The organism is Virgisporangium ochraceum (genome assembly GCF_016863655.1).
GTDB classification, from domain to species: Bacteria; Actinomycetota; Actinomycetes; order Mycobacteriales; family Micromonosporaceae; genus Virgisporangium; species Virgisporangium ochraceum.
Map to the genome: position 1 here is coordinate 38779 of NZ_BOPH01000128.1, position 19644 is coordinate 58422.

The window sequence follows — 19644 nt, forward strand, 5'->3', positions numbered from 1 at the left end:
TCCGGACTCTAGTCGCAGCGGAGAATGGGCGCGTGACCAGCTACCTCGTGGACCTCACCGGACTCGACCGCACGCAGGTCGCGCTCGCCGGCGGCAAGGGCGCGCACCTCGGCGAGCTCACCCGGATCGAGGGCGTCGCGGTCCCGCCGGGCTTCTGCGTGACGACCGGGGCCTTCCATGCGATCGTCACCCCGGCGATCGACGGGCTGACCACGGATCTCCGGCGGGCCGTCGAGGCGGTCCCGATCCCCGACGACCTCGCGGCGGCGGTCGCCGCCCGGGTCGAGGAGGGGGTCGCGTACGCCGTCCGGTCGAGCGCGACCGCCGAGGACCTGCCGTCCGCGTCCTTCGCCGGCCAGCACGACACGTTCCTCGACGTCGTCGGTGCGGAAGCGGTTCTCGGGCACATGCGCCGGTGCTGGGCGTCGCTGTTCACCGAGCGGGCCGTCGCCTACCGCCGGCGCAACGGGATCGACGACCGCGTCGTCGACATGGCCGTGGTCGTGCAGCGGATGGTCCACGCGAGGGCGTCGGGGGTGCTGTTCACCGCCGACCCGGTCACGTCCCACCGCGGGGTGACCACCGTCGAGGCCGCGCCGGGTCTCGGCGAGGCGCTCGTGTCGGGACGGGTGAACGCCGAGGCCCACACCGTGCGCGACGGCGCGGTGGTGTCCACAGTGGAGCGTCCGCTGCTCACCGCCGACGAGGTGCTGCGGCTCGACGGGCTCGGCCGGCGGATCGAGGCGCACTTCGGCCACCCACAGGACATCGAGTGGTGCCTCGACGACGACGGCCGGGTGTGGATCGTACAGAGCCGGCCGATCACCACGGTGTTCCCGGTTCCCGCGAACGACGACGGCGGGAACCACGTCTACGTCTCCGTCGGCCACCAGCAGATGATGACCGACCCGTTGAAGCCGCTCGGGCTGTCGTTCTGGCAGCTGACCACGCCCCGGCCGATGGCCGAGGCCGGCGGGCGGCTGTTCGTCGACGTCACCCGGGTGCTGGCCACGCCCACCGGTCGCGCCGGTCTCATCGGCGCCCTGGGACGCTCCGACCCGCTGATCGGAGACGCGCTGCGCACCATCGCCGACCGCCCGGGGTTCCTGCCGTCGGTGCCCGACGAGCCCTGGGCACCGCCCGGAGGCGGCGCGCAGGAACCGATCGCGACCGACCCCGCGATCGTCACCGACCTGATCGCCCGGTCCGAGGCGGCGATCGCCGCCGTGGAGCGCGAGATCGCCGGGCTGTCCGGTGCGGCGCTGCTGGACTTCATCCGGGCCGACCTCCAGGACCTCCGGCGGGTCATGTTCGACCCGCGGAGCATGCGCGTGGTCATGGCCGGCATGGAGGCCACGTGGTGGCTGAACGACCACCTCCACGAGTGGCTGGGCGAGCGGAACGCGGCCGACCGCCTCACGCAGTCGGTCCCCCACAACGTCACCTCGGAGATGGGCCTGGCGCTTCTCGACGTCGCCGACGTGGTGCGCCGCCACCCGGACGTGGTGGCGTTCCTGGAGAACGCCGACTCCCTCGACGACCTGCCGTCGGTGGACGGCGGACCGGAGACCCGCGACGCCATCCGGTCCTTCCTCGACCGCTACGGCATGCGCTGCGTCGGCGAGATCGACATCACCCGGCCGCGGTGGAGCGAACGGCCGACCGCGCTCGTGCCGCTGATCCTGAGCAACGTACGGGGCTTCGAGCCGGGTGCCCGCGCGCGCCTTTTCGCACAGGGCCTACGGGACGCGCGTGAGGCGGAACGGGACCTGCTGGCGCGCCTGCGTTCCCAACCCGACGGCGAGCGGAAAGCCCGTGAGACCAAGGAGATGATCGACCGGGTACGCGCGTTCGCCGGGTACCGGGAGTACCCCAAGTACCACATGGTGAGCCTGTACTCCGTCTACAAGCGGGCACTGCTGCGCGAGCACGGCGAGGACATCTTCTACCTGACGTTCGACGAGCTCTACGACGTCGTGCGCACCGGCCGCGTCGACGGGCGGCTCGTCCGCGAACGCAGGGAGGCACACGCGTCGTACGGGGCGCTCACCCCGCCGAGGGTCTTCACCTCCGACGGCGAGGTCGTCACCGGCAGCTACCGCCGCGAGGGCCTCCCGCCGGGCGCCCTGGTCGGCCTGGCCGTCTCCGCCGGCACCGTCGAAGGCCGCGCCCGCGTGATCGCCGACCTCGCCGACGCGGACCTCGAGCCCGGCGACATCCTCGTCACCGCGTTCACCGACCCGAGCTGGACGCCCGCGTTCGTCAGCATCGCCGGCCTGGTGACCGAGGTCGGCGGCCTGATGACCCACGGGGCCGTGATCGCCCGCGAGTACGGCCTGCCCGCCGTCGTCGGCGTCGAACGGGCGACGACGCTGATCCGGGACGGGCAGCGCATCCGCGTCGACGGCACCGACGGCTACGTCGAGGTGCTGCCCGTCCCGGCCTGATCAGGCGAGCTTCGCCAGGTACGGTTCGGCGGCGGTGCAGAGCTTTCCGGGAGCCGCACCGGCCGGGAGCACCGTCACGGAGGAACCGGACCCGTAGCCGGTGCGCCCGGCGTCCTCGATGGTCTTCTCCAACACGGCGTAGGACTTCACGCAGGCGTTGATCGCGGCCTTGGCCTCCGGGCTCAGCAGCTGCGCCTCGGCCGTGGCCAGCTTCCGCTCGATCTCGGCCCGCTGCGCCCGCACGGCATCGAGGTCGGTCGCGCGCTGCGCGGCAAGCGCCGTCTGCGCCGCGAGGTCGCGTTCGGCCCGCTGCCGCTGCGACCGCTCCCGGGCGAACAGCACCCCGAACACCACCGCGGCGACCAGCAGCGTCACGGACACCATGGCGAGCACCGCCACCGGCCGCCGCGAACCCGTGCCCTCCCCGGCCGGGTCCTTCCCGACCGCCTCGGGCTGGGCGGGTTCGTCCGCTTCCGCACTCTCCGGTGCGCGATCGTCCACTTCGGACTCCGCGGTTCCCGTTGTCTCCCCGCTCATGGCTTTCCCTCCGACCGTCCCGATGACGTCGATGATTATCGCGGCACCGGGCCGATCGCGGTGACCCGTTTCCGCACCGTCCGGAGCCAGGGAGCACACGTTCCCGGGGGCATCCTAAGGGGACGGTGGCGCCGTGCTGTCGCGGACGATCAGGGTCGTCGGCAGCTCCACGCGGGTCCGCTCCGGTGGACGGCCCGCCGCCATCGACACCACCATCCCGGCCGCCGCCGCGCCCATCTCGGTGAACGGCTGGCGCACCGTCGTCAACGCCGGTCCGCACCAGCTCGCCGGCGGGATGTCGTCGAACCCGACGACGCTGAGGTCCTGCGGGATCCGCAGTCCCGCCCGCCGGGCCGCCTCGCACGCGCCGAGTGCCTGCAGGTCGTTTCCGCACAGGAGTGCGGTCGGCGGGTCGGGCAGGCGCAGCAGTTCGCGGGCGTGGTTCAGGCCGTCCTCGAAGGCGAACCACAGGCCGGTCCGCACCAGGGCGGGGTCCAGCGGCACGCCGGCGGCGTCCATCGCGGCACGGGCGCCGTCGAGGCGGGCGCGGGCGCACAGCCGGTCGGGCGGGCCGGTGATGACGCCGATGCGCCGGTGGCCCAGGCCCAGCAGGTGCCGGGCGGCGGCGGTCGCGCCGGCAGCGTCGGCGGCGCCCACCGAGGGGACCGGATGGTCCGGCTCGCCGGTCGGGTCGAGCGTGACGAGCGGGACGCCGCCGGCCGCCAGGACCTCGTGCTCGAGGGTGGGCGGGCTCAGGCACACGGTGACGACCCCGGTCGGCCGGCGGGCCAGCAGGTCGTGCGCCCACGACCGGCCCGACCGGTGCAGCACGTCGACGAAGCCGACGGTGAGGTCGTGCGGGGCGGCCACCGCCTCGACGCCGTGCAGCACCGGGATCGCGAGGTTGCTCTGCATCCCGAAGAACACCACCTCGAGGCACGCCGCCCCGGCGGGCCGCGCCGGGCGGACGGCCGCGTCGGCGAGCAACTGGGAGCGCAGGTGCTCGGCGTCGCGGACCGCGGTGGGGCCGGCGGGCACGGTGCGCGTCAGGTACCGCCGCCGGCGGGTCACCGGGTCGATGCCCGCGTAGACCCGCACCCGCAGCGACCCGCTGGGCAGCTTCTCGATCTCCCCGCGCACCCGTCGCCCGTCAGACACGGCGCCACGGTAACAACGCCGTCGCTCCACGTCGATACGTCCGTGGCTCCACGCGATGGCTCCATGGAGCCGGTGCCCGCAACGCTTGCGGACTCGATCGTATTCAATCGATACTCGTGGCTGTTCCGGCGAGACCACCGCTGCCGGTGCGGACGAGGGCAGGTCCCGGCTCCGTCCGCCCGCCCCCAGCCGGCAGCGGGCCGGGGCTCAGACCGGGTCGGCCTTCAGCGCGGTCCAGGCCCGGTGCAGACCCGCGTAGACGCCGTCGAGCGCCACCAGGTCGCGATGGTGCCCCTGCTCGACGATCCGTCCACTGTGGAACACGAGCACCCGGTCGGCGGTCTCCGCGGTCGCCATCCGGTGCGCGATCGTGATCGTGGTGCGGTCGCCGGTCACCCGGCGCAGCGCCCGCTGCAGGCGCACGTCGGTGGCCGGGTCGACGGCGCTGGTGGCCTCGTCGAGGATCAGCAGGTCGGGACGCACGAGGTAGGTGCGCACGAGCGCGACCAGCTGCCGCTCCCCCGCCGACAGCTCCTCGCCCCGCAGCCCGACGCGGGTCCGCAGCCCGTCGGGCAGCGACGCGAGCCACCCGGTCAGGTCGAGGTCGGCGAGCGCGTCGAGGAGGTCGTCGTCGGTGCTGTCGGGCCGGGCCAGGCGCAGGTTCTCCTCGATCGTGGTATCGAACAGGAAGCAGTCCTGCGGCACGATCGCGACCCGCCCGTACAGCGACTCCGGCGCCACCCGGCCGAGCGCGACGCCGTTCAGGAGGATCCCGCCGCGCTCCGGCACGAGCTGGCGGGTCAGCAGCTTCGCGAACGTGCTCTTGCCCGAGCCGGTCGCGCCGACCACGGCCACGTGCGCGCCGGCCGGGATGTCGACCGACACCCCGTGCAGCACCCGCGGCCCGGTCGGATAGGTGTACTCCACGTCGCGCGCTTCCACCGCGAGGGGACCGGGCGGCAGCGGCTCCGGCTCCTCCGGCTCCCCGTCGTCGGCGGGCGTGTCGAGGATCTCGAGGACCCGCCGCCAACCGGCGACCGCGTTCTGGGCCTCGTTGAGGATCTCGACCGACTGCTGGATCGGGCGGGAGAAGAACGTGATGAGAAGGACGAACGCCAGCAGCTCGCCGAGGCTGATCGTGCCGAACCAGCCCACCCACGCGCCGTCGCGGTAGCCGGACGTCGACATCACCAGCCCGCACACCACGACCGCGGCGGTCGAGACACCCGCGACCAGCTCCCCCAACGAGAAGCCGACGGCCAACGGCGGCAGGGCCGCGGTCTGTGACCGGCGCACCGTGTCGACCGCGTCGTCGAGCCGCCGCTGGCTCAGCTCCCCCGCCCCGTACGAGCGGACGGTGACCGCGCCGGACGCGGCCTCGCCCAGCACGCCGTACAGCTCCCCCACGTCGCGGCGCAGCTGCCGGTAGCGGGCGGCCACCCGCCGCTGCGCGGCCCGCATCAGCAGCGCCGCCGGCACGAAGCAGCCGAGCACCACGAACGCGAGCACCCACGAGTACCAGACCATGACGACCGTCGCGATGCCCATCTGCAGCAGGCTGATGAGCAGCGTGACGCCGCCGGCCTGGGTGAACTGGGTGATGATGTCGACGTCGGAGCTGACCCGGGCCACCAGCGAGCCGCGGCGTTCCCGGTGCCGGGTCAGCGACGACAGCCGGTGGATGTGGTCGAAGGCACGGACGCGCAGCGCCGCCAGCGCGGTCTCGCTGGCCCGCACCAGGCGCGTGTTCATCGCCCACGAGCACACCCCCGCGACGACGACCACGAGCGCCGCCACGGACACCGCACCGAGCACGGCACCGGTGTCGGTGAGCCCGTGGTCGACGGTGTAACGGGTGGCCATCGGCACCACGATGCGCCCACCGGCCGCGAACACCGCGAGCAGCAGCGTCAGCCACAGTCCCGTGAAGATCTCGGGCGTGGCGCGCAGGCCGCGCCGGATCGTCGCGAGCGACCCGTCCCCGCTCATGTCCCCACCACCCGGGCCAGCTCGTCGACCTCGACGGCGTCGTCGTAGGCACCCACCAGGTCGCGGTAGGCCGGCACGGTGGCGAACAGCTCGCGGTGGGTGCCGGTCGCGGTGATCCGTCCATCGTGGACGAACACCACCCGGTCGGCGAGCACGATGCTGCTCCTGCGGTAGGCCACCACGAGCAGCGTCGCCTCTCCCCGCGACAGTCCAGCGGTTCCAGTGGTCTCCCGCACCGCGTCGCGCAGCCGGGCCAGGATGTCGCGCTCGACCCGGGTGTCCAGGGCCGACGTCGCGTCGTCGAGGATCAGCAGCCGCGGCCGGCGGACCACCGCCCGTGCCAACGCGATCCGTTGCCTCTGCCCGCCCGACAGCGTCGCGCCGCGCTCGCCCAGCACGGTGTCGAGGCCGTGCGGCAACGCGGCGACGAACCGGTCGGCGGAGGCGGACCGCAGCGCCCGCCAGATCTCGTCGTCGGAGGACGGGCCGTCGAGCGCGACGTTCGTGCGCACCGTGTCGTCGAACAGGAACGTCTGCTGCGCCACCAGTGCGACAGCGCCGGTGGCCTGCCCCGGCGCGAGGTCGCGCGCGTCACGGCCGTCGTAGGTGACGGTGCCGTGCGCCGGGTCGAACAGGCGGCCGAGCAGGCTCACCAGCGTGCTCTTTCCGGCGCCGGTGGCGCCGACGACCGCGGTGACGGTGCCGGGCGGCAGGTCGAGGTCGAGCCCGTCGACGACCGGATGCGCCGGGTCGTAGCCGAAGCCGACGCCGTCGAGCCGCGCGTGCAGCCCGGCACCGTCACCGCGGCCGTCGTCGGCCAGCACGCCGGCGCCGTACGGCAGTTCCTCGTCGCTGGCGAGCGTGCGGCCGACGCGCTCGCGCCCGACCACCGACAGCGGCAGGCCGCTCAGCAGCCGGCCGATGATCTGCAGCGGGAAGGCCATCGTGGTCAACAGATAGGTGACCTGGATGAGCACGCCGGTGTCCATCGCGCCCACCGCGACGCGGTTCGCGCCGACCAGCAGCACGACGAGCACGCCCGTGGTGGGCAGCAGTTCCACGACCGGGTCGAACGCGGCGGTGACCCGGCCGGCGCGCACGTTCGCGTCGCGCAGCCGCGTCGCGGCGTCGGCGAACAGCCGCGTCTGCGCGTCGCGGAGCCCGAGCGTGCGGACCACCTGTTCGCCCTCGAAGCTCTCGTGCGCGATCGAGGCGACGTGCGCACGCATCTGCTGGGCGTGCCGCAGGCGCGGGGCCACCCGCCGCTGGTAGACCAGGTTGACCGCGACGATGAGCGGCACCAGCACCGTCGCGACGAGCGCCAGCACGCGATCGGCGGCCACGGTGGCCGCCACGCCGGCGAGGAGCATGAAGAGAACGCCGATCGCGAACGGGAACGGCATCATCGGCGACCACACGGCCTCGACGTCGGAGCCGACGGTCGACAGCATCTGACCGGGCGGGTTGCGCCGGTGCCAGGCGAGGCTCAGCCGTTGGTGGCGGCGGGTCAGCTCGCGGCGGTACCGGGCCTGCAGCCGGAACTGGGTGATCCCCGACAGCACGCGGCGGCTCGCCAGGCCGCTGACCCGCAGCAGGGAGAAGCCCACGATGACGGCGGCCGCCGTGGCCGCGGCGCCGACGCCCGTGTGCCCGGAGGTGAACGCGGGCGTGATGACGTTCGAGGTGACCCAGCCGAGACCGGACGCGGCGGCGACGATCGCGCCACCCTGCACCAGGGCCGCGAGCACCGACGGGACGAACGTGCGCCACTCGTCGCGCCCGCCGCGCAGCAGTCCGCCGAACCCGACCCGGAAGATCCGGCCGGTGCCGCCGATCGATCGGAGCTCCTCGTCGGAGGCGACCGGCCGCCCGCCCTTGATCTGCCTCAGCAAAGACTCTCCTGAGCTGTCTCCGGGGTATCCACGATATGGGAACGCCATCCGGCAATCAGGACCATCCACAGTACGTCGCGACGGGCCGATCGCAACATCCCCTGGTGACCAACGTCCCAACACCTTGCTATTACCTATCTGACCCATAGGCTTTGTAGCTTATGAGGAAGAAACTCCGGATCGGGCTCGCCGCCTACGGAACCGGCTGGGACATCCAGGCGTGGCGGCTTCCCGAGGCCACCAGCAGCGGCCTGTACGACCCGAGCGTCATCGTCGACATCGCCCGCATCGCCGAGCGCGGCAGACTCGACTACATCTTCGCCGGCAGCTCGCTGGCCAGCGAACCCGACCGGCTGCAACGCATCCACCGCTGGGACAGCGCGGTGTTCGCCGGCTACGCCGCCGCGATCACCCGCAACGTCGGCTTTCTCGTGTCGGTGAACTCGTCGTTCGAGCACCCGTTCACGGTCGCCCGGCAGCTGGCCACGCTCGACAACTTCAGCAACGGGCGCGCGGCGCTCAACGTGGTCATGGGCATAGACCGTGAGGGCGGCCCGCACCTGAACTACGCCGGAACCAACATCCCCACCGACGCCACCAAGTACGAGCGGGCCCGCGAGTTCACCGTGGTGCTCAACCAGCTTCTGAACAGCTGGGACCGCGACTTCGTGCTCGACGACAAGGAGGGCGGCGTCCTGGTACGCCCAGACGCGTGGCGGCGCGTCGACTTCAAGGGCCGGTTCTTCGAGGTGCGCGGACCGTTGAACGCCCCGCCGCCGGTGCAGCGGCAGATCCCGAACGTCCACGTCGGACAGTCGCAGGAGTCCCTGGACTACGGCGCCGACCTCGCCCACGTGCGGTTCTCGCCGTACCTCGGCATCGACGAGGGAAAGCGGGAGTACCGGCGGCTCAAGGACCTCGTCGCCGCCCGCGGACGTGACCCCGAGCGGTTCAAGATCATCCCCGGCGTGACGTTCTACGTCGCCGGCACCAACCGCGAGGCCCGCGCGAAGTTCAACGAGATCGAGGCGTTCCAGCACACCACCCAGATTCCGGCGGCCTACGCGCGGGCGTTCGGCGTCGACCTCACCGGGGTCCGCGAGACCGAACGCGTCCGCGACGTCCTCGACCTGTCGACGCTGGCGGCCGACACGTTGAAGGACCTGGTACGCGACGACGCGCCCGCCGCCCGCGGCCGGCTGTCGTCCGACGACCGCGTATGGCTGCGCGACGTCGTGTTCGCCACCCTCGGCGAGGACGTCACGCTCGGGGACCTGTACCGGTTCACGCTCAACCACCGCTACGCGCAGGGCGTGCTCGTCGGTGACGCCCGCACGGCGGCGGACTGGCTGGAGAACAACCTCGACGAGGGTGTGCTCGACGGGGTCCAGCTGTTCCCGCCCTACCACCGCGGACCGGCCGACACGTTCGTCGACCTGGTGGTGCCGGAGCTGCAGCGGCGCGGGCTGTTCCGCACCGAGTACGAGGCGCGGACGCTGGAAGGCAACCTCGGCACCACCGAGGACGCCACCGACCCGCGGCTCACGGCACCGCCCGAACCCGCGCTCTCGCGATGAGCATCCTCCTGGAGAAGACGCCGGTCGCGGAGCGGGCGTCCGCGCCGCCGACGGCGCCGCGGCGCAGGACCTGGGTGATCCGCGCCGGCCAGCTGCTCGTGCTCGCCGGGATCCTGCTGACGGTGCAGCTGCTGGTCGACAACGGCGTGGTGCCGCGCATCTACCTCGCGTCGCCGACGCAGATCGTCGAGCGGTTCCCGACGCTGTTCTCCGAGCAGCGCCTGCTGTACCACACCGGGCTGACGTTGTTCGCCGGCGTCGTCGGCACCGCGCTCGGCGTCACCGTCGGCGTGGGCCTGGGCGTCTGGTTCGGGCTGTCGTCGGCGGCGCACCGGTTCGCCAGCCCGTTCGTCAGCGCGCTGTACGCGGTTCCGAAGGTCACCGTCATCCCGTTGATGACGCTGTACCTCGGCATCGGCGTCGACCACAAGGTCGCGATCGTCTTCCTGTTCTCGGTGTTCGTCCCGCTGTTCAACACGATCGCCGGCATCAAACAGGTCGACGAGCGGCACCTGCGGGTCGCGCGCGCCAACGGCGCCAACCAACGCCAGATCGTCACGAAGGTGGTCCTGCCGTCGGCGTCCACGTCGATCTTCGCCGCCGTGCGGCTGGAGGGCGGCGGGATCCTCGTCGGCACCCTCTTCGCCGAGATCGTCGCCTCCAAGGGAGGCATCGGCTACCTGTTCAACCGGGCCACCGCCCTCTACGACACACCGACCCTGTTCTGTCTGGTCATCTACGTCACGGTGATCGCCGTGACCATCATCGGCCTGGTCGACCTGCTGGAACGCAAGGTACTGCTGCGTTGGAAACACGCCTGAGGAGACCCACCATGCACAGACGAGCCATCCTGAGCGCGCTGGTCGCGGCCCCCGTTCTGGGCTGGACCGCCGCGTGCGGTGACGGACCGGCGGAGGCCGGCGCCGACGGCCTGAAGACCATCAAACTGCCGGACTCGACGAGCTACACGCAGCTTCCGCTGCGCTACGCCGAGGAGAAGGGCATCTGGAAGGAGGAGGGTCTGAAGGTCGAGTGGGTCCAGTCCACCGACCTCATCGTCTCCACCGGTACGGGCGACGTCACGTTCGCGTTCGGGCCGACCACCACGCAGCTGCGCGCCGCCGACGGCGGAGCGCCCATCAAGCTCGTCGGCGCCGGGTTCCGCAGCAAGGGGCCGTTCTGGCTCATCGGCCGGACGGGACTCTCCACAGTGGAGGGTCTGCGCGGGAGGACCGTCGGCATCGCCACCGCGGGCTCGGGCATGGAGACGTACGCGCTGAAGATCCTGCGGGCGCACGGGCTCGACCCGAAGAAGGACGTCACGCTCGTCGCCGCCGGCACCCAGGAGACCGCGTACGGCGCCATCACGACCGGCAAGGTCGACGCGACGATCATCCACCAGCCGTTCGCCGCACTCGGTGAGCTGGAGCGCAGGACGGTCACGCTCGCCCGCGGCTGGGAGTACCTGCCGACGTACCAGACCGGCACGCTGATCGCCGGCGACGGCGTCATCAGGAACGACCCGGAGCTGCTGACGGCGGGGCTGCGCGCGTACTACCGCGCCTACAGGCTCGCCAAGGAGAGCTACGACGAGTACATCCCGTGGCTGCAAGCCAAACTGTCCACAATAGACAAGGAGGCGGTCCGCACGGCGATCGAGCTCGAGGACGTGATCTGGGAGGGCAACGCGGCCATCGACCTCGACGCGGTCCGCACGAGCCAGGACATCGAGATCGAGGTCGGCCACCAGAAGAAGCTCTACGACGCCGGGAAGCTCATCGACCAGCGGTTCATTCCCCGGGAGTTCGCGCTCCCGTTCGTCTACCCCGACCCGAAGAAGGTGTGATGACCGCCTTCCAGGTGCGCGGGCTCACCCGGCGGTTCCGCGACACGGTCGCGCTCGACGACGTGAGCCTCGACGTGCACGACGGCGAGTTCCTGGTCGTTCTGGGGCCGAGCGGCAGCGGCAAGAGCACGCTGCTGGAGATCCTCGCCGGGCTCCAGCGGGCCGACGCGGGCGAGGTGCGCTACCGCGACCGGCCGGTGGACGGCCCGCGTCCGGAGATCGGTGTCGTCTTCCAGGACCCGGCGCTGTACCCGTGGCGCACGGTCGGCCGCAACGTCGGCATCGGGCTGGAGCTCGACGGCGTGCCGGCGGCCGACCGCCGCCGGCGCGTCGCCGCGCAGCTCGCGGTCGTCGGCCTGGCGGGGCAGGACGAGCGCTACCCGCACCAGCTCTCCGGCGGCATGCGGCAACGCGCGGGGCTCGCGCGGGCGCTCGTCCGCGACCCGTCGGTGCTGCTGATGGACGAGCCGTACGGCGCCGTCGACCACATCACCCGCGTCCGGCTCCAGCAGGACCTGCTGGAGCTGTGGTCGCGCCGGCGCACCACCGTCGTGTTCGTCACCCACGACGTCGGGGAGGCGGTCCTGCTCGCCGACCGGGTCGTCCTGCTGTCGGCCCGTCCCGGACGCGTCGCCCGCGAGTTCAGCATCGACGCGCCGCGCCCGCGCGCCCGCGGCGACAAGGCGTTGCTGGCGTACGAGAGCGAGGTCTACGCGGCGCTGCGCGAGCCGGCGGGCACCCATTCGCGCCAGTGACCGACCGGAACGAACCCCGCCTGCCGGTACAGCCCCTCCGCCATCGGGGTCGACTGCAGGCTGGCCGTGCGGAAGCCGCTGTCGTGCGCCGCGCGCAGCGCGTACCGCAGCACCCGGCCGGCCAGCCCGCGCCGGCGGGCGGACTCCCGCGTGCCCACGAAGCCCACGTTCACGTCGGTGTCGACCGGGAACAGCGCGAGGCAGGACTCCAGGCCCGCGCTCGCGAACGTCCACAGCCCCGGCACGCCACGCAGCAGGGCGACGTCGACACCGGTGATGTCGGCGACCACGTCGGGGTCGACACCTTCGCGCACGCCGTCCACTGTGGAGGGTGGGTCGGCGAGGTCGCACACCATGGGCACCGTGGTCGTGTCGCGTACGAGTCCCGCGGCTTCGATCGCCGCCGCCGTGGCGTCGTCGGCCGACCAGACCGCGTACCGGTCGGTGCCGTCGAAGACCGCCAGCGCCGCGTCCAGGGCGTCGGGACGCAGGAGCGCGACGTTGTTCAGCACCGGATGACGGTCGATGCGGGACGCCAGGAAGCCGTCGCCGCGCACCACGAGCGCGTCGGCGTGCGGCGCGGCGAGCGCGTCCCACGAACCGGCCAGTGAAGCGAGGTAGCGGTCGAACATGTGCCTACGCCGGCGCGAACCGCGCCAGGTCGTCGACGGCCGCGGCCGCCCCGAACGCCGCGGCGTCGGCGCCGCCGACCGTGTCGTAGTCGACCGCGAACCGCCACCGGCCGTCGACCCGCCGGGCGACCGTGTGGAACCGGCCGTAGCGCTCGCGCGGCTCACCCTCGGCGGGCACGACCGACAGGCCGAACAGGCCGCGTTCGCTGGCGAGGTCGCCGGCCGCGATCCGCTCGTGGAACCGGAACTCGATGCCGATCCGGTCGCCGCGGTCGGCCACCATGGCGAGGTCCATCAACGCCCCGGCGTCGAGCGCGCCGTACGCGGCGGCGAAAGGCTTCCAGATGTCGCGGTTGAGCTGTGCCAGCAGGTCTGTCATCGGAGCTGGAGCCTAGCGGGTCCACGCACGACGCTGCCCGCCCGCACAATGGACCGGTGCCCCGACAGATCGTCATCGACCTGCCCGACGACACCGACGACCGCACGTACGACGAGGTGTTCGCCGCCGTGTCCGGGGCGGCGCGTGCCGTGACGCCGGCCGCCCTCACGCGGTCCGACCACGCGCTGCCGCTGTCGGTGCCGCTGTCGGTGCCGCCGCCGGTGCCGTCGCCCGTCCCCCGCTTCGCGATCGACCTGCGGGGGTACGACCGGGCCCAGGTCGACGCCTGGGTCGAGGGCGTGCGCACGGGGGCACCGCCGTACCCGGAGCCGGCCTTCGACCTGACCCTCCGGGGCTACCGCCGCAGCGAGGTCGACGCCTGGGTGGGTCGGGTCACGCGGTGACCCGCACCATCGCCCCCTCCGGCGCGGGCGGCACGGCGTCGGGGTGCAGGATCGCGGCGATCGCCGCCACCCCGTCGACCAGGCGGGGGCCGGGCCGCACCACGAGGCCGTTCGCGTCGATCGCCCACACCCGGGCACCGGGGAAGTGCGGCAGCACCGTACGGGCCTGCTCCGCGGCACCGGCCAGGTCGTAGCCGCACGGGGCCACCAGCACCACGTCGGGCGCGGCGGCGGCGAGGTCGCCCCACGTCGTCACCACGGAGCGCCCACCCGGACGGGCCGCGACCGGCTCCCCACCCGCCGCGCGCACCAGGTCCGGCACCCAGTGCCCCGCCGTGAAGGGCGGGTCGACCCACTCCACCACCACGACGCGCGGCGGTGTGCGTCCCCGCACCGACGACGCGATCGCCGCGAGCCGGCGACGCAGCCCGGCCACGACGTCGGCCGCCCGGTCCGGCACGCCGGCCCGCTCGCCGACCGCGGTGATCGTCGCGAGAACCTCGTCGAGCGTGTGCGGGTCGAGCGACAGGACGTCGGCGCGGCAGCCGAGGTGGGCCAGCGCCGCGTCGACGTCGCCGGCGGGCAGCGCGCAGACGCGGCAGAGGTCCTGCGTGAGGATCAGGTCGGGGTCGAGGGCGGCCAACGCGCCCGCGTGCAGCGTGTAGAGGTCGTCGCCGGCGGCGACACGCTCGCGCACGTAGGCGTCGATCGCCGCCGGCGTCAAGCCGCGGGTGTCGCGGCCGCCGACCACCACGGCCTTGTCGACGCGGGCGCGGGCCGGCTCGTCGCACTCGAACGTGACGCCGACCAGGTCGTCGCCCAGCCCGAGCGCGTAGACGATCTCGGTGGCCGACGGCAGCAACGACACCAGACGCATACGCCCATTCTGCTGGACGCGCTTAAACTACATAGGTAGGGTAAGCCGCATGGAGCCGTTGGGCCGGATCGGACGGGCGACCGTCGACGTGCTGGGGGTGCTGCTCGACAGCGACCAGCCCCGGTGGGGCCTGGAGATCATCAAGGTGACCGGGCGGCCGTCCGGGAGCGTCTACCCCCTGCTCGACCGCCTCGAGCACGCCGGCTGGGTCACCTCGCACTGGGACGACGACGCCACCCGCCGCGGCCCCCGCCGCCGCATGTACCGGCTGACCGCCGATGGCGCCGCCGAGGCCCGCCGGGTCGTCGCCCGCGCCGGTGCCCGGGCCCAGGCGCCCTTACGTCCCCGGACCGCCCAATGACCCGGACCGCCCAGTGACCCGGACCGCCCAGTGACCCGGCTCGCGTTGGCGGTGGTCCGAGTCGCCGCCGCCCTCCTGCCCGGAGCCGACCGGCGCGCCCGCTACCTGGAGCAGTGGCGCGCCGACGTCCACGGCGCCGCCGACCTCGACCTCTCCGCCCTGCGCGTCGCGCTGGGCGCCGGCGCCGCCGCACTCCGGATCGCCGCCACCACCCCGTCGGAAGGAACCCACGCCATGCTGCCCATCGGTCCCCTCGCCCTGGCCCTGCGTCTCGTCGGCGGCTCCCGCACCCATGCCGCCCTGCTGGCGGGCCTGTCGGCACTCGCCCTGCTCGGCGGCGTGGTCCTCCTGATCAGCGGCTGACTCGTGAGCCGCACCGTGAGACGCGGCGGTCGGTGGGAGGTTATCAACATCATCTGGCGTTATTGATGTTGATAACCTCCCACCGACCGTACGCATGACGGAGGCCGGCTGGGCCGCACCGCGTGAAGGGCGTGTTTCGCGCGCGTTCGCGTGTGCCAGGTCGCGCTCCAGACGGGGGAATCGACCGGCATTCCGCCCCGAGGCGGCCGGCGTCGCTCCTACCGTTCACACCATGCCCGAGTCCCGACGGTTCAACACCGGCGGCGGCGCGTACGCCGACCGTGGGGGCGTGCCGCAGAACGCGAACCGGCGCCGGTACGGCGGCGTCGTCCCGTCCGAGCGGCGCCCGCCCGACGGCCCGGTCGCGTCCGGGCGTCGCCCCGCCGGCGGCGGGGAACAGGTGTTCGCCGCGGCCCGGCGGCACGTCGACGCCCTGGACCCGGCCGCGTCGGACACCGGACGGCTGCGGGCGTCCCTCGCGCGGATCGAGGCGGAGGCCGCCCGGGGCGAGGATGCCGGCGTGGCGGTGATCGTCGACGAGCTGCGCACGCTGTTCCGGCTGGCGCCCGAGCTGGGTGCCGCCGTCGCCGCCGGGCTGCTGGACCCGTCCGTCGACGTGGCCGCCGCGGTCCGCACGGCCGCCGCCCGGGCGCAGTAGGACTCAGGCCGGCGCCCGGCGGACGGCCAGGGCCGCCCGCCCGAGGAACCACGGGTTGACCACGTCGCCGACCGGGACGGCCCGCATGCTCAACAGGTACAGCCGCCGGGCGACCGCCGGGTCGCCACCCGCGGCCCGGAACAGGAACCGCTGCACCGCGTCGGGCGGGCCGGCCAGGGCCGCCTTCCGCGCCAGCCGGTCGTGGGCCACGATGAACCGCAGCCGGCGGCGGTAGGCCGCCAGCGCCCGCGATTCGCGGCGATCGCCGCGCAGCACCGGGACGGTCTCCGCGGCCAGCCACTCCGCGGCCCGGAACGCCCAGCCGCAGCCGACCGCCGGTTGCGGGTCGCCGGCCAGGGCCGCGTCACCGACCAGCACCAGTCCCGGTGCCGGGGTCGGGTCGCGGCGCACGCAGGGGTAGTCGGTCATCCCGATCACCGGCGACACGCGTTCCCCACCGGACAGGTCGGGCGCGTCGGGCAGCGCGGCGACGAACGACTCCAGCGCCGTCGCGCGGTCGGCGCGGAACTGCGGCAGCCGGTCCTTGTGGGGGAACGCGACGAGCATCGTCAGGTCGTCGTCCGTGCGGATGGTGATCGCGACGTCGGGCTCCAGCATCCAGATCCGGGTGGACGCGCCGGGCAGCCCCTTGTAGTAGGCCCACATCCCGAAGCGGTTGTTGGGTGCGGTGTCCACGGCCGCGCCGGCGAGCCCGGCGACGGTCGACCGGTACCCGTCGGCGCCCACCACCAGCCGGCCGCGGAACTCGCGCCCGTCGCGGGTCCGCACGCCGGTGACCCGGCCGCCGCCGGTCAGCAGCCCGTCGACCGCCGCGCCGTACACGATCTCCACTCCGGGCGTGTCCGCGGCGACCGCGCGCAGCAGCGGGTCGAGCCGTTCCCGGCGCAGGCTGATCGCCTCCGGCGCGTCCGGGGGCGGCGTCGCCCAGCCGGTGCCGGTCCAGCGTTCGATCCCGCCGGCCACCGCGCCCGCACCGACCATCAGGTCCCACAGACCGGTGCGGCGCAGCATCGCCTCGGTGCCGCCGAGCACGAAGTGCCCGCACAGCCCCTTGAACGCCGACGCGTCGCGCGCCTTCTCCAGCACCGTCACCGTCAGGCCGGCCCGCCCGTACAGCAGCGCCGCAGTGCACCCGGCGACGCTCGCTCCCACCACCACCACGTCGGTCCCCATGGAACCAGCGTCCGGGCGGAGCGGGAGCGCGTCGTCAGTAGTCCGATACTGCAATCCGCGCGGGGCGCGTAGCGTGCACCTCCGTGAACCGCTGGCCGCTGGTGGGGCGATCGGCACAGCTCGACCACGTCGCCGGGGCGCTCGGCCGTCCCGGTGGGCTGGTCGTGTGCGGCGGCGCGGGCACCGGGAAGACGCGGCTGCTCGCCGCCGCCCGGGAGCGCGTCGGAGACGTGTACTGGGCGACGGGTGCTCCGGGGGTCCCGTTGGGGCCGTTCGCCCCGCTCCTGCCGCGAGCGGCGGACGGCGCCGCGCTGCCCGCGCAGCTGAGCCTGGCCGCGGCGGCACTGGTCGCGCGGCGCGGCGCGGTCGCCGTCGACGACGCGCACCGCCTCGACGCGGCGTCGGCGGCGCTCGTCGCCCACCTGGTGGCCAACACGTCCGTGCCCGTGGTGCTGACCGCGCGGACCACCGGACCGCTGCCCTGGCTGCGCGACCTCGACCGGCTGACGCTCGGGCCGCTCACCCCGGCCGAGGTCGGCGAGGTGCTGGAACGGGCGCTCGACGGGCCGGTCGAGACCGCCCTGGTGGCCCGCCTCGCCGAGCTGAGCGGCGGCAACCCCCTGCTCCTGCGCGAGATCGTCGACGCCGCCACCCTGCACCACGAGCAGGGAGTCTGGCGCAGCAGCGGCCCGATCGTCGCCGCCGACACCCTGCCGGCCGCGATCGCGGCCCGGCTCGACCGGCTGCCGCCGCACGTCCGCGCGACCGCCGAGCTCGTCGCGCTGGCCGAGCCGGTGCCGGCCGCGGTACTCGACCGGCTGCTCGACCCGGCCGAGCTGGCCGGCCTCGACGACGAGCGGCTGCTCGAGTCGCGGTCGCGGGAGGTCCGCCTGGTGCACCCGCTGTACGCGGAGTCGCTGCGGGCGACCGTGCCGCCGATGCGGGCCCGCGACCACTACCGCCGGCTCGCCGGGCTGCCGCTGCCCCACCTGCGCGTCGTCGGCTGGCGGCTCGACGCCGGCCTGCCCGTCGGTCCCGACGCGTTGCTCCGCGCGGCGCGCGAGGCGTCCGACGGCCTCGACCACGACCTCGCCGCGCGGCTCGCCCGGGCCGCGGTCGACGCCGGCGGCGGCTTCGACGCGAAGATCGCGCTGCTCGCCGAGCTGCCGTACGAGGGACGCGCCGACGAGGCGCTCGCGCTGGCGGCCGACCTCACCGCCTCCGGTGACCCGCGGGCCGCGGCGGCCGTGTCGAACCTCGACCTCGTGCTGGGCCGGGTGGACTCGGCGCGGTCGGCGCTGGCAGCGGCCCGGGCATCGGCCGGCGAGCCGGGGCTGCGGGTGAGGCTCGCGTTGCAGCAGGCCGCGCAGGCGTTCTCCACCGGTCACATCGCCTTGAGCCTCGGCCACGGCGACGACGTGCTCGCCGTCGCGCCCGACGACCCGGCCGTGCTCGGGCGGCTCGCCGTGTCGCGGGTGCGCGCGCTCGCCTGCGCCGGGAGAACCCGCGACGCGATCGGGTTCGGGGAGCTGTCGTTGCGCGCGTTGCGCTCGTCGGGTGGTGTCTTCGGTGACGCGCTGGGCACGCGGACCGCGCTGGTGCGCATGGCCCTGCTGCAGGCGTACGCGTTCGACGGGCAGCTCGAGCGGGCCCGGGAGGTGGGCACCGCCGGGCTGGCCGAGGCGTCGGCGGTGGCGCTGCGGGCGTACTGGGCGCACGAGCTGGGCCAGGTGGCGGTGCTCGCCGGTCACGCGACGACGGCTGTGCGGTGGCTGCGGGAGGCGGTCGCGCTGCTGCCGATCGGCGGCCTGCCGGCGAGCCCGCACCTGTGGAGCCTCGACGCGCTCGCCGAGGCGTACGCCCTCCTCGGCGACGCCGGGTCCGCGACGGCGACGGTCGAGCGGCTGCGCGCCGTGCTGCCCGCCGGGTTCGTCGCGCCGAGGACCGCCGGGGCGGTCCGGGCGGTCGCGGCCGGCGGTGAGACGAGCCGCGCCCGCGACCTGGCGCTGGAGCATGCCGGTGCTCTGGAGGGGGTCGGCTCGTTCCTGATGGCCGGCTGGTCGCTGCACGACGCCCACCGGCTGGGCGGCACCGGGGTGGCGGCGGCGCTGGAGCGGCTGGCCGACCGGTCGCAGAGCCCGTTGCTGCGCGCGATGGCCGCGAACGCGGGCGCCTCCCCACCCGACTCCGCCGCCGAGGGCCTCGCCGCCCTGGGCTGCGACCTGTGGGCTGCCGAGACGTACCTGCGCGCCGGTCATCTGCACCGGGCCGGTGGGCACGTCGCGCCGGCCCTCGCGTCGACGGCCGCGGCCGAGCGGCTGCTCGCCCGGTGCGGGCCGGTCCGGGTGGTCCCGCCGGCCGTCGCCGACCCGCTGACCGGCCGCGAGCGGGAGGTGGTCGACCTGGCGACCCGCGGCCACCGCGACCGCGACATCGCCGAGCGGCTGAACCTGTCGGTGCGCACCGTGCAGAGCCACCTGTACCGCGCCTACCGCAAACTAGGCATAGACGGCCGCCACGACCTCCCGTGGACGCCCTGACGATCCCCGCGATCTTGGACACTTGTGCATCGGAA

General features: G+C 74.0%; 18 protein-coding genes. 10 read left to right on the top strand and 8 right to left on the bottom strand.

Annotation, left to right across the window (positions count from 1 at the left end; translation table 11 throughout):
* Positions 1-32: 32 nt before the first annotated feature.
* On the top strand, positions 33-2447 hold the full coding sequence (locus Voc01_RS44570) for a phosphoenolpyruvate synthase (RefSeq protein ID WP_239160933.1): 2415 nt from the start codon (positions 33-35) through the stop codon (positions 2445-2447).
* Here Voc01_RS44570 and Voc01_RS44575 read toward each other — a convergent pair whose 3' ends face one another.
* From Voc01_RS44575 to Voc01_RS44590, 4 genes are all read right to left on the bottom strand, one after another.
* Positions 2448-2948: a hypothetical protein gene (locus tag Voc01_RS44575; RefSeq protein WP_203933817.1), complete on the bottom strand. Its 501-nt coding sequence runs from the start codon at positions 2946-2948 to the stop codon at positions 2448-2450.
* A 150-nt stretch (positions 2949-3098) separates the two neighbouring features.
* On the bottom strand, positions 3099-4142 hold the full coding sequence (locus Voc01_RS44580; protein WP_203933818.1) for a substrate-binding domain-containing protein: 1044 nt from the start codon (positions 4140-4142) through the stop codon (positions 3099-3101).
* 207 nt (positions 4143-4349) lie between these two features.
* Positions 4350-6131, bottom strand: a complete 1782-nt coding sequence (locus Voc01_RS44585; protein WP_203933819.1) for an ABC transporter ATP-binding protein — start codon at positions 6129-6131, stop codon at positions 4350-4352.
* A complete protein-coding gene (locus Voc01_RS44590) occupies positions 6128-8023 on the bottom strand; it encodes an ABC transporter ATP-binding protein (RefSeq protein ID WP_203933820.1) in 1896 nt (631 codons plus the stop codon). Before Voc01_RS44590 ends, Voc01_RS44585 begins: the two co-directional genes overlap by 4 nt.
* Before the next feature lie 161 nt (positions 8024-8184).
* On the opposite strand from Voc01_RS44590, the gene Voc01_RS44595 reads away from it, so the two are divergent.
* From Voc01_RS44595 to Voc01_RS44610, 4 genes are read left to right on the top strand one after another with little or no spacing between them, the layout of a single operon-like run.
* A complete protein-coding gene (locus Voc01_RS44595) occupies positions 8185-9600 on the top strand; it encodes an NtaA/DmoA family FMN-dependent monooxygenase (RefSeq protein WP_203933821.1) in 1416 nt (471 codons plus the stop codon).
* On the top strand, positions 9597-10421 hold the full coding sequence (locus tag Voc01_RS44600) for an ABC transporter permease (protein WP_203933822.1): 825 nt from the start codon (positions 9597-9599) through the stop codon (positions 10419-10421). Before Voc01_RS44595 ends, Voc01_RS44600 begins: the two co-directional genes overlap by 4 nt.
* Before the next feature lie 11 nt (positions 10422-10432).
* Entirely contained in the window at positions 10433-11446 is a 1014-nt protein-coding gene (locus Voc01_RS44605; RefSeq protein ID WP_203933823.1) for an ABC transporter substrate-binding protein, read from the top strand.
* Entirely contained in the window at positions 11446-12201 is a 756-nt protein-coding gene (locus Voc01_RS44610; protein WP_203933824.1) for an ABC transporter ATP-binding protein, read from the top strand. The genes Voc01_RS44605 and Voc01_RS44610 overlap by 1 nt, the downstream gene beginning before the upstream one ends.
* Here Voc01_RS44610 and Voc01_RS44615 read toward each other — a convergent pair.
* Together Voc01_RS44615 and Voc01_RS44620 are read right to left on the bottom strand one after the other, a co-directional pair.
* Complete coding sequence (locus Voc01_RS44615) at positions 12156-12833, bottom strand: GNAT family N-acetyltransferase (protein ID WP_203933825.1); 678 nt, start codon at positions 12831-12833, stop codon at positions 12156-12158. The two genes, Voc01_RS44610 and Voc01_RS44615, sit on opposite strands and share 46 nt — an antisense overlap.
* Positions 12834-12837: 4 nt before the next feature.
* On the bottom strand, positions 12838-13212 hold the full coding sequence (locus Voc01_RS44620; RefSeq protein ID WP_203933826.1) for a Cif family virulence factor: 375 nt from the start codon (positions 13210-13212) through the stop codon (positions 12838-12840).
* Positions 13213-13268: 56 nt separating this feature from the next.
* Here Voc01_RS44620 and Voc01_RS44625 point away from each other — a divergent pair, with 56 nt between their 5' ends.
* Positions 13269-13616, top strand: coding sequence for a hypothetical protein (locus tag Voc01_RS44625; RefSeq protein WP_203933827.1), 348 nt, complete (start codon positions 13269-13271; stop codon positions 13614-13616).
* Here Voc01_RS44625 and Voc01_RS44630 read toward each other — a convergent pair.
* Positions 13606-14493 (bottom strand): cobalamin-binding protein, encoded by an 888-nt coding sequence (locus Voc01_RS44630; RefSeq protein WP_203933828.1) that lies wholly within the window; start codon positions 14491-14493, stop codon positions 13606-13608. The two genes, Voc01_RS44625 and Voc01_RS44630, sit on opposite strands and share 11 nt — an antisense overlap.
* A gap of 49 nt (positions 14494-14542) precedes the next feature.
* Between Voc01_RS44630 and Voc01_RS44635 the strand changes: the two genes are divergently transcribed.
* From Voc01_RS44635 to Voc01_RS44645, 3 genes are all read left to right on the top strand, one after another.
* Positions 14543-14854, top strand: coding sequence for a PadR family transcriptional regulator (locus Voc01_RS44635; protein WP_203933829.1), 312 nt, complete (start codon positions 14543-14545; stop codon positions 14852-14854).
* Positions 14855-14884: 30 nt separating this feature from the next.
* Complete coding sequence (locus Voc01_RS44640) at positions 14885-15217, top strand: hypothetical protein (RefSeq protein ID WP_203933830.1); 333 nt, start codon at positions 14885-14887, stop codon at positions 15215-15217.
* Positions 15218-15449: 232 nt separating this feature from the next.
* The gene (locus tag Voc01_RS44645; protein ID WP_203933831.1) at positions 15450-15875 is read left to right on the top strand and encodes a hypothetical protein; all 426 of its coding nucleotides are present in this window, start codon (positions 15450-15452) and stop codon (positions 15873-15875) included.
* A 3-nt stretch (positions 15876-15878) separates the two neighbouring features.
* On the opposite strand, the gene Voc01_RS44650 is transcribed toward Voc01_RS44645, so the two are convergent.
* Positions 15879-17069 carry an NAD(P)/FAD-dependent oxidoreductase gene (locus Voc01_RS44650; RefSeq protein WP_203933832.1) on the bottom strand — a complete coding sequence of 397 codons (1191 nt, stop codon included), beginning with the start codon at positions 17067-17069 and terminating at the stop codon, positions 15879-15881.
* An 83-nt stretch (positions 17070-17152) separates the two neighbouring features.
* On the opposite strand from Voc01_RS44650, the gene Voc01_RS44655 reads away from it, so the two are divergent.
* Positions 17153-19609 (top strand): LuxR C-terminal-related transcriptional regulator, encoded by a 2457-nt coding sequence (locus tag Voc01_RS44655; RefSeq protein WP_203933833.1) that lies wholly within the window; start codon positions 17153-17155, stop codon positions 19607-19609.
* Positions 19610-19644 lie beyond the last annotated feature (35 nt).